At 47.2% G+C, this 9,712-nt stretch carries 10 protein-coding genes; 2 read left to right on the top strand and 8 right to left on the bottom strand.

Going from position 1 to position 9,712, the window contains the following annotated elements:
• The first annotated feature begins 63 nt into the window (after nt 1-63).
• Together AB5Y48_RS02245 and AB5Y48_RS02240 are read left to right on the top strand one after the other, a co-directional pair.
• Nucleotides 64-927, top strand: coding sequence for a methyl-accepting chemotaxis protein (locus tag AB5Y48_RS02245; RefSeq protein WP_368163665.1), 864 nt, complete (start codon nt 64-66; stop codon nt 925-927).
• An 848-nt stretch (nt 928-1,775) separates the two neighbouring features.
• Nucleotides 1,776-2,174, top strand: a complete 399-nt coding sequence (locus AB5Y48_RS02240; RefSeq protein WP_368163664.1) for a hypothetical protein — start codon at nt 1,776-1,778, stop codon at nt 2,172-2,174.
• Between the two features lie 411 nt (nt 2,175-2,585).
• Here the strand turns inward: AB5Y48_RS02240 and AB5Y48_RS02235 are convergent, their stop codons facing one another.
• The 8 genes from AB5Y48_RS02235 to AB5Y48_RS02200 all read right to left on the bottom strand — a co-directional run bounded on the left by AB5Y48_RS02235 (nt 2,586) and on the right by AB5Y48_RS02200 (nt 9,130).
• Nucleotides 2,586-3,104 (bottom strand): hypothetical protein, encoded by a 519-nt coding sequence (locus AB5Y48_RS02235; protein ID WP_368163663.1) that lies wholly within the window; start codon nt 3,102-3,104, stop codon nt 2,586-2,588.
• Nucleotides 3,105-3,161: 57 nt separating this feature from the next.
• Nucleotides 3,162-3,680 carry a DUF4823 domain-containing protein gene (locus AB5Y48_RS02230; protein ID WP_368163662.1) on the bottom strand — a complete coding sequence of 173 codons (519 nt, stop codon included), beginning with the start codon at nt 3,678-3,680 and terminating at the stop codon, nt 3,162-3,164.
• 195 nt (nt 3,681-3,875) lie between these two features.
• Complete coding sequence (locus AB5Y48_RS02225) at nt 3,876-4,790, bottom strand: DUF2569 domain-containing protein (protein ID WP_368163661.1); 915 nt, start codon at nt 4,788-4,790, stop codon at nt 3,876-3,878.
• A gap of 392 nt (nt 4,791-5,182) precedes the next feature.
• Nucleotides 5,183-5,548, bottom strand: a complete 366-nt coding sequence (locus tag AB5Y48_RS02220) for a hypothetical protein (RefSeq protein ID WP_031853697.1) — start codon at nt 5,546-5,548, stop codon at nt 5,183-5,185.
• Nucleotides 5,549-5,642: 94 nt separating this feature from the next.
• Nucleotides 5,643-6,242, bottom strand: a complete 600-nt coding sequence (locus tag AB5Y48_RS02215) for a hypothetical protein (protein ID WP_368163660.1) — start codon at nt 6,240-6,242, stop codon at nt 5,643-5,645.
• A gap of 137 nt (nt 6,243-6,379) precedes the next feature.
• A complete protein-coding gene (locus AB5Y48_RS02210; RefSeq protein WP_368163659.1) occupies nt 6,380-6,790 on the bottom strand; it encodes a hypothetical protein in 411 nt (136 codons plus the stop codon).
• 83 nt (nt 6,791-6,873) lie between these two features.
• The gene (locus AB5Y48_RS02205; RefSeq protein ID WP_368163658.1) at nt 6,874-7,851 is read right to left on the bottom strand and encodes a hypothetical protein; all 978 of its coding nucleotides are present in this window, start codon (nt 7,849-7,851) and stop codon (nt 6,874-6,876) included.
• Between the two features lie 352 nt (nt 7,852-8,203).
• Nucleotides 8,204-9,130, bottom strand: coding sequence for a hypothetical protein (locus AB5Y48_RS02200; protein WP_224163545.1), 927 nt, complete (start codon nt 9,128-9,130; stop codon nt 8,204-8,206).
• Nucleotides 9,131-9,712 lie beyond the last annotated feature (582 nt).

The raw sequence follows: 9,712 nt of genomic DNA, 5'->3' as shown, positions 1-9,712 counted from the left end.
GGCTGCGCGCCGTCGTCCGGGCCTGCATCGAGAAAACGAATTACCCCATCCCTGCCGAATTGTGTGCGTCAAGCCCCTGTCGGTGAACGGTTACAGGTGAGCGCCGCCTCGGATCGGGTCTATCAGTCGGTCGAGACCCTGCAGCGCCAGTCCGGCGACTACCTCAGCCGCATGGGCTCTCACCACAGGGAGACCGAGCAGGTGGTGGCCGCCATGACCGAGATGAGCTCTACCGCCCACAGCGTGGCCGGCAATGCGGGGGATGCGGCCGCCGCCACCGGCAATGCCGACCACCTGTCGCGCCAGACCCGGGTGGTGATCACCCGGGCCATGGACGGCATCGACACCCTGATCACCGACCTTAACGCCATCCACGATCAGATTGGCACCCTGACCCGGGAGACGGATCAGATCCAGAACGTGGTGGGGGTCATCTCGGGGATCGCCGAGCAGACCAACCTGCTGGCACTCAATGCCGCCATCGAGGCGGCGCGGGCCGGGGAGCAGGGGCGCGGCTTTGCGGTGGTGGCCGACGAGGTGCGCCAGCTCGCCTCGCGCACCCAGCAGAGCACGGTGGAGATAGGCACCATGTTGCAGCGGTTGCAGCAGATAGTGGCCGCCGCCGGCACCCTGATGGGCGATAGCCAGGCCCGCCACAGCAATACCCTGGCCGAGACCGGCGCCCTGGTGACCAACCTCGACCAGATGAGCAGCGCCATCACCACCATCAATGACATGAACCTGCAGATCGCCAGCGCCGCCGAGCAGCAGCACGCGGTGACCGAGGAGATCAACCGCAACCTGGTGGCCATTCAGCAGATCGTGACCGAGCTCAGCCAGGGGGCCGATGCCACTCGCCACACCTGTGAGGAGCTGGCCGATTCCGGCAGGACCCTGCACCGGTTGGTGGAGCGGTTTCAGATCTAGGGGCCCGGCCTTGCGGGGGAGCTCGGTCGAGCTCCTTGCCTATGGCAAGTACCTTGATGCGGCTGCACCGCATAGGATGCGAGGACTTTGTCCTCGAAGGGGTTTCGCCCGCCATTCTGGAGGAGCTCAGCCAAGCTCCTGACCTATGGCAAGCATCACAATCCCTGCGGGATTGCCGCTATGCGGGGTTTCGCCCGCCCTGCGGGCTGTGGCGAGTGACTTTGGAAAGACCCAAAGTCACCAAAGGTCTTCTCCCCCGGCAAGCCGTCCGCTGCGCGGATGCCCTCGGCTCGCTGAGCGGGTCGGACGTACCGCCGCACATGGCACGTTCATGTGCCGCCTGCGGCTGCGCCGTCATCCCTGACGGCGCTACTGACTCGCTCAACTCACCTCGGCGGCTTGCAGGGGGCTGCAATACCGTGCCCGACGGTGACTGGGGTGGCAGATTGCGGCGCTGTTGGCCGCTCCGCGGCGCTCAAAATGGTGGGTGGCCCAACTTCGCCTTTTGATAGCTTCGTTGTTTTTGATGACGAATATAATGGTGAGTTGAATATAAGCTCCAAGCACAAAAAGTGGTGGAGCATGATCCTGTCTCCATTTGACTCAAGGGGATGAATTGCTAGTGGGCTCGGTGTATGAAAACTAAAATAAAGGATTTTTTGAGGGGGCTGTTGTGGCGCAGCCAGATGTCACATCCTCCTCAGATTCGGGACGTATTTAGAGGCTCTGGATTCACCATAGCTCCAGACCCAGCATACAGTCGATACCCCAAACCATTGCCAGCAGATCCGGAGACTGAAGCGTACATCGTTCGGTTTCTGGTATCAGAGGATGACAGAGACACCCTGATGCAATTGCTTGCTGGTTTAAGCTATGAGGTCCTTTCTGAGTTACCAACTCAGGTAGTGAGGCGCTCTGCGGATGAGACCGGTCGAAAGTTGATGTTGTTTCTACATCCTTCTTTCTCTGGAACGGTCGTCTCGATTGCAAGTGATGACCTAGATGTATTGGCGCTATTGCAAACAACAAAGCTATATCCGCCTCTTCCTGGTGACTCCTTTCCCTGGATAGATCCTGAAGTAATGGGTGCTCTACAAGGGGACATCGAATACTGGTGGGATCAATTTTGGTTACCATTCTGGGGCTCGTTAAGCCAAGACGAGCAATCGACCTTAGGTCTAGAACCTGAGTGGCGAGAGTTCATTGTTAACCACCAGCCGACATGGGTTACAGAATCTGCTGGTTGAATACCCATCAACTCAGGATTAGCATCATCCTAATGATGGCCAGAGTCTTACCGACCCTGGACTTTTTGTTTCTAGCCCACCTTGTGCGGGCTTTGCCGTTTCTGGGCAAAATGGTGGGTGTCCCAACTTCGTCCGAAGGGGTTTCGCCCGCCCTGCGGGCTGTGGCGAGTGACTTTGGAAAGACCCAAAGTCACCAAAGGTCTTCTCCCCCGGCAAGCCGTCCGCTGCGCCGTCATCCCTGACGGCGCTACTGACTCGCTCAACTCACCTCGACGGCTTGCAGGGGGCTGCAATACCGTGCCCGACGGTGACTGGGGTGGCAGATTGCGGCGCTGTTGGCCGCTACGCGGCGCTCAAAATGGTGGGTGTTCAAATTTCTGTATTCTGTTGCTCATTGGATGGGAGAGCCCATTACTTATTACAGCTCCCGAGGCGAAGCTGATAGCCTTCAAGGCGCTTTTCGAGCATGGCTCTACGCATCTTCTGTTTTTCTTCCCAATGTTCATCGTTATTAAAAACGACAATGCCTCCAGTACTGTTTATCTCAACCAGGGTTGCACGTATTTGCTCATGAATAAACTTGCAATTATCTGTCTGATTGAGTGAAACAATCAGGGTGGATATTTTCTCATCCTTCTGTTTAACAATACTCTCTAACGCCTTATTTTCTTTGTGCAATTGTGCATTTTCACTGACAAGTGACCCAACCTGCGAGTGTGCGACTTCCAATTTGGTCTGCAGTTGGGTAAGCGCGCCTTTTAGCTCGCTTTGTTGTAAAAGCGATTGGGCCTCTGTAAGTTTTTGGCCGACCCAAAATGCACCGCCAGCAATAGTGGATAGAACAATAAACATGCCTGAGATTGCAGCTTTCCAGTGAGTAGATGTAAAGCTGCCAAAGAGTTGAGATGTCGTGATGCGTTCAGGAGTCATGAGTAAACAGCGCGCTTGGCAGGGTAACCACAGATGGCGTCGTGGCTACCCATGGAGTTACTGATAAAGCCCGGAGACGTAGGCGTTAGTGGGGTCGGGAAGCAGATCTTGCGGGTGATCGCCTCCGAACGTCGCCCACTTGCTTCTACCGGTATAAGAGGAGTTGGCCAATTCTTTTTTGGTGATGGCATCATAAATAACTAATTGGATCTCGATGCGATCTGGCTTTCCTGACCATTCGGTCGCTCGCTCTTCCCAGTGCAGTATGGTGGGCTTTACGAAGTAGCCATACCGGGTGGTGTCAATGCTTTCAAGACACTGGTTGCTCTTGCAGCTATTGGTGATATCAACGTTGCGTGCCTTTTTGGCAAAGGCTGCTCTCACGGCATTTGCCGTCATCATGCCGGAATTCGCGTATGTCTGTGTTTCGTAAAAGCCATCATCCGGTATCGAAATCAAGACACCAAGGTTTGCATCAAGCCTTTTTGCCGGTGTTTGGAGTGCTGTGTGATGATAGGTTGATGAACATCCGGCAACGGCGAGCATGGCGGTGGTGGTTAATATCTTTTTTATCATTATCTTCCTCGTTTCTTGGTATTGTTGTGCAGCTGACAAGGTACACGCTTTATGCAGGCGCGTACGTGGGTATTATCCAGTTTTTTAGCATCGGCACCAACTGTACGGGGATGTTTGATGAGCCATATGATCACTCATAAAAGATCCCTCCTGTCTGTGGCGATGAAGATGGGCATGATCTCACTGGTTATATTTTCATTTAACGTAACCTGAACAATCAGAGTTATTGAGCTGAACCGAGGTTATGTATGCTCCATTCTTATCGTTGTAAATATAAGAGAGGGTCGCACCGCCTTGTAGAAATGTTAAGGTGGTGCTGTCAGCACAGGCTGAACGCACTATATTATGACGAAGGTTTTGTTGTAGAGTATGGGCGTTGATATCACTGACACTATAGTTTAAAAGCGAGTGATAGTATTGGAGGTTGTTAGCGTCAGCGTAAACAGAGTCCAATTGGGTTTCTGAGTCTAATATCCTGGGTAGATTCTTATTGATGGTCATTGAGAACAGTATCAGTTTATCCTCAATCGTCATGTTTTCCGGCTTGTATTTTATTTTGTTTAAATATGAGGAGTAACCAATAAAAAATATGCTAATTATAGTGAGAAAAGAAATGGCCATCTTCTTCGCATCATATTCCTCTATAAATGTATTCTTTACCCGGTGTGACATTAACATATAGGGAATCCAAATTAAAGCAGATATGAGAGCAATACAAATGCTCTTAATGGCCTCCCCGTTAAATAAAGTGGTCTGAGGAAACAGAAGATGAGTCAAGTAGATGTTAATCGGGATATATAGCAAACTCGCCGTCACAAAAGCTATATATGCTTTAGGAAAGATCTTCTTTTTTAAGAAAAAAAGAAAATTTAAGTAGATGATACCTGAAAACAAAATAAGGTTGAATGCTATTTCTGAGCAAAGTAACAACGCAAACCATTCTACATATTTTTCCGAGTCGGGATTGGTGAGTACGTACCATCCACCACTCTCGAACACTCCTGGGTATACCGACAGTCTTGTCAAGTACAGCATTAATGGTGAGGCAACCAGGCCAATGGCCACCAGCATTAACCAACCAGATATACCTTTTTTATTTGAAGAACGCATACATACCCTGTGATTGTTATACGAACTGGAAAGAGTAAATAGGGGAGAAAGTGCGGTGCTTGTTGTATTGAGATCCGTACCGCCGCCAGTGGATCAGTGCATAGCCCCTTCGTTACAGACAAGCACCGTATTGCCACCCCTTTGAATCAAAGTCATTCAGTGCCTTCACACCCGACACAAAACGGTGGGGACACAAACGGTGGGTGTCCTAATTTCTACTACTAACTTTAAAATAAAATTTTTAATATCCAAGTTAAATCCTCTTCGTATAACGCCTTGTTAAGGTGTGAGGCACACAATACCGATGCTTCCGCATACCACCTTAACCACTAAAACCAACGCATAGTAAAAATGCCACGCGTGCCGAATCACTCTTGAACAATTTGTTATGTTTATTTTTTCTGTAGTGCTGACAAAGTATCGTCGATGGCTTCTTTAAGAGTTTTATAAACCGCTGGATCTTCTCCATTATTCCAACGTTCTCTAAGCTGTCCCAGTAAGTTCTGGCTTAGTTCCGAGTATTCTTTAAAGTTGCGTAACTCATATATATAGGCAACTTGGCTAACTAACTTCAGCACACCATCTTCATCTGAACCTTTGCTAACTGCTTTTACAATGCCATGGTATGTCTTAAATCTTTCACTCGCCAATTCTTGATTTCGAATTGATATATATCTTCTAGCAGAAAACAAAATACTGATTAAAGTTACGAAAAATGCGATAACAGTAACGATCGCAGCCAAATCTGACACTAACATCAAATTTTACTCCATAAACATAACGCCTACTTAAGGGGCGCCGCAGCACGGCGTCCCGTGGAGGGCGAAGCCCGGAACAAACTTAAAGCACTTGTTATGCGCGTTTGAATTCAATAAGTTCTTTTAGAGTTTTTAAAGTACCACTTCCAAAATCTAATATTGCTTTCGCTAAACCATGCACACCAATATATGATGTTGCAGCCCAAGTTCCATACCCAGAGTTTACATTAGAGAAGTCCGCATATTTTTTGAAGTCATATTGCTTCATTACATCTAGAAATGAATCGCTAACGCTTTCAAGAATGTGTTCATAAACTTTTTCGTTAACAGGCTTTGCGAACCTCAGTTCTTTTTCATCTATATGGGGAAATACATTTTCTCCAAAAAACTTTCTCAATGTGCCGCCTACGTGAGCACCTCTGGTTATTTTACGAGTTGCATAAAGAGTTGTGATTACAGCAATGATAGAGCAGATTGTATTCTTATCCCTCACCACTGATGTATTAATGGCCAAAGTGATACTTTCTACAGTAGTTCGCCTGTTAATTTTCCCTCTTTTTTCTTGTAGCCAGTCATCAATATTTTGGGCGCCTTCAAGAATTGAGCTTCTCAACTCTTGATTTTTAGCAATTTCTTCTAAAGCTCTCTCCATCAAAGAAATGATGAGAAGCGTAAGTTTAATTTCTGCATCCATAGCACATCACTACCTATAAATCGGATTGTTTCACGAGTTTGCAAATGATTACTGCAAGCGCATAACGTTTGGTTAAGGGGCGGGCTTTAGCCCGTCCCAGTGAGCGAAGCGAACGGTTTGAACCAATTGTTATGAGTTCACTCAACGAATTTGTCATAAGCGCGCTCTTCACATAGTGCGTCCCATGTTTTTTGTGGGATCAGCTTGCTTGCCCAGCCATAGTAGCCCCAGGTTTTGGCGATGTCCTGTTGCCAGCATGCATCACACATTAAAGAGTGGAAGTGAACTTTGTTGTTTATGATATCTTGATATATTGCATGAAGGCTCTTTGGGTTGTTGCAATAGCACTTAAATTTCTTGTCTCTTTTGCGCTCATGTAGCGGTCCAACGAGGCGTTCATAGATTTTTGGATGGCACTTTTTTAGGCGCTGATTTACGGCATCAAGTACATCAATTCGTTTTTTGTTTATAGCGTTGTCACGTAGATTCAGCAGGCTCTTTTCAGAGTCATATCTTCCTTGATTGATTCTAGAAACAATGCCACTCACTCTGACCTCCTTGTGACTCATAACGCCCGCATTTGCGGCTGGTTTGGAGCGCAGCGGAAAACCAATCCGACAACATGCGCTTGTTATGTTTTGCTTACGACAAGGTTAAGCTGGTACCCTTTTTGATACTCAAAATGCAAAGCATTGGTAACATTATTCAGGTATGAAAATATACACGATGATTTGTTAATTATTCCTCTATCAGCGGAAACTAAGGCATTACAATAAGATGCCATTCCAGCGTGCTGCCCATCTGACATTACATTCTTGATCTTGTCCCTTTTCCCAAGACCTGTGTCGGGGCTTATTCCTAACATATTGAGCACAATATATGCCCCCGATATTGCACCATGTTGAGTATGCTGAACTCCCTCAATACCCGGAAGTGGCTCAAAGCCAAAGAACTGATTTTTTGAGACATTTGGTATTGAAGGTGAAATTAAATCCCAAATTTCATCAATTGCAGATTCAGACTTCTCGATAGCTTTCCGATTTTCGCTTGTAACGCCTAACGCACTTCTTGTTTTATCAATTGGCATCCTGTTCTTTAGGTGCTTTTCAATTGTGACTTCCATTTCCTTTGACACTTTAGATGCTTTCTCGATTAAATTTTTGCGCCTTTCATCAGGAATATTACTAGTTATTCGCTCAATTTCATTTCGCATTTGCTCTGGCGTCTCACTTAGCTCTTTAAAGTTGTCTGCTCCAAAAGAGCGTATGAGGTACTCCATCATTTGATCTGCCGCTCCCTCATAACCAGAAATTGCTTCTAAGTGTTGCTCATATCTCGAATAAGGATCCATATAATCCCTTATTACAATATTACCTTCAGATTGGAAGTCTTGATTCAGAACATCACAAATCTCGACTGCTTTCAGCAATTTCATTCCTTCGAGTGCATCTCTGTTTCCATTCCGGTGAATTTCATCAAGGTGGACATGGGAATAAACCCACTTGAATCTTTCTGGTTCCAGAATAGAAATGTCTCCGCAAGCCAAGTACCGGAATACATTCATATCTGCATAAATTATTGGCTTATCCGAAACTAAATATGAGTTCATTCAAGAATATCTGTTAATTGAAAAGAAACATAACGTAGAGCTAAGGGGCGACCGGACCTGCTGCGGGTGACCGACGGCAGACCAGTTGAATTACCTGACCACTTATCGAAGCCAGTTGTCCGGGCGTCCCTTTTGAGCGTCATGTTAGACAAATACTTACAAATTACTGTTCTCCAATAACATTCCACTCTGTATATAAGACGTACTCGTCAGCGCCTTTTTCATACCAACTACGAATGGCTCCCGCTTTGATTCTCAATCTAACCTCTTCATCAAGGCTGGTCTCACTCGTTGCCGAAGGAAATATCTCTTTAGTGGTTACTGTGGCAGGCATAATATCTCTCCGGTCTAATCAATTGGCTACGGATTTAACTGAGGCCTCCCATGCGAAAAGGCTCTTTTCATCCCTATTCGACAGAACAATCATCATTTTGATTATCTTAATGGCCGCATCTCTATTATTGGTACGCAGGTTCCCTGGGTCTCGTGCAGCGACAACCTTCGCTATTTCCGCATTAGTAACTGGCGGGCTGCTTACCAGATCGAATAATTGTTGGTCGGTAAGCTTGCTTACCGCGCCTAGCATCTTATCAACTCGTGCTTGGATGTTAGCGTCCACAAAGTTCGAGTCTCGCTTGCCCATTGCAACTGTTATTGCGCTGTCTGCGGCGGCCTCTTTGACTGCCGCGTCTCGTTGTATTGAAGACAACGCGCCATTTATTGTGCCTGCCAAATAGTAATCATTTATGTCCGACAAAGCCTGTTCGAATGTGTAGCCATTTAAGCTCATTGCGGAACCCACTACAATTCGTTTGAGCACCTCTTTCCGCTGTGCGTTCATGGCGGAGACCAAGGCTGACATAGCCTTATCTGCATATGCGTTCTTATCTATGGCCATTCTAGTGCCGCCAGTAACTGATGACAGAGAGCTCAGGATTGTTTTCGTTGTTACTGGACTAAAGGCGGTTGCAGCAACGTCGAGCGATAAAACCAATATATCTGTTGCTGAATGAATCTGCGATTCTTCAGCCGACAGATTCTTGATGTACTTAAGATATTCGATATTTGTTATCACAAGCCGAGAAGCGATAAACTTATTTCTCGTTTCCAAAGATGGCGAATTGTAATATGTGTTAACCGAGGCGGCATCTTTCAAGTTTGCCTTGACAATGCCAAGCTCTTCTTCAGTATTGAATGGTAGATCTGGCATGCCGCCTTGGAAGGTTGCACAGCCAGCCAAAAGAACGACAACACCCACTGACAAGAGTCGTTTGATCATAGCCTTTCTCCGTTTGTAAAGATGAGTGTCTAACAGTGATTAGATGGAAGGCGGTACTAATCCGTTAGCAGAGAATTCCATCTAACTCCGTAACATCCTCATCGCCGCAAAGTAAAAATCATTATTAAATCATAATGTTACCAGGTTGTTTGTCATGTTGGGCGTGTTCGCTTGACTTCCTCTTTTTGCGCCACCGTTACTGCTGTGTAAAAAACAGTGCTCAGGGCCCTCTTGGAAAGTGTCGTCACAGCATGCCTGCGTGAACAGCTCAGAAATCAGCATCAAGCCGTCACTATGTTGAATGGGTCGTTGTGGGCAACGTTCGCTTATCCATTCCATCCGGCAAGGCTACCGCCCCTGAATTTCAGCCCCCAGTCTGCTGCTGTTAACCTGCGATATTGCGTAGGCCTGACTCATGGGTGACTCCGGTGAGACGGTTGCCAAACGGCTATGTTAGCGAGTCGTGCTGGATAGGGAAGCGGGACGCGATGGTTTCCTGAGCAAGATCAATAAATTAATCACCAACGCCTAGTGTGGGATATCACAACATCGATAGATCATCAGAGGGGCAGGGTATTGGCT

Origin of the sequence: Aeromonas sp. R6-2 (assembly GCF_040908155.1) — a bacterium.
Lineage (GTDB): Bacteria > Pseudomonadota > Gammaproteobacteria > Enterobacterales > Aeromonadaceae > Aeromonas > Aeromonas schubertii.
Note: the sequence above shows the minus strand (reverse complement) of the source record. Positions and strands in the feature narration are given on the sequence as shown.

What these genes read in the sequence shown, in the direction of transcription:
- AB5Y48_RS02240 (WP_368163664.1), top strand. Translation starts at nt 1,776, where the DNA reads ATGCAATTGCTTGCTGGTTTAAGCTATGAGGTCCTTTCTGAGTTACCA.
- AB5Y48_RS02235 (WP_368163663.1), bottom strand. Translation starts at nt 3,104, where the DNA reads ATGACTCCTGAACGCATCACGACATCTCAACTCTTTGGCAGCTTTACA.
- AB5Y48_RS02230 (WP_368163662.1), bottom strand. Translation starts at nt 3,680, where the DNA reads ATGATAAAAAAGATATTAACCACCACCGCCATGCTCGCCGTTGCCGGA.
- AB5Y48_RS02225 (WP_368163661.1), bottom strand. Translation starts at nt 4,790, where the DNA reads ATGCGTTCTTCAAATAAAAAAGGTATATCTGGTTGGTTAATGCTGGTG.
- AB5Y48_RS02220 (WP_031853697.1), bottom strand. Translation starts at nt 5,548, where the DNA reads ATGTTAGTGTCAGATTTGGCTGCGATCGTTACTGTTATCGCATTTTTC.
- AB5Y48_RS02215 (WP_368163660.1), bottom strand. Translation starts at nt 6,242, where the DNA reads ATGGATGCAGAAATTAAACTTACGCTTCTCATCATTTCTTTGATGGAG.
- AB5Y48_RS02205 (WP_368163658.1), bottom strand. Translation starts at nt 7,851, where the DNA reads ATGAACTCATATTTAGTTTCGGATAAGCCAATAATTTATGCAGATATG.
- AB5Y48_RS02200 (WP_224163545.1), bottom strand. Translation starts at nt 9,130, where the DNA reads ATGATCAAACGACTCTTGTCAGTGGGTGTTGTCGTTCTTTTGGCTGGC.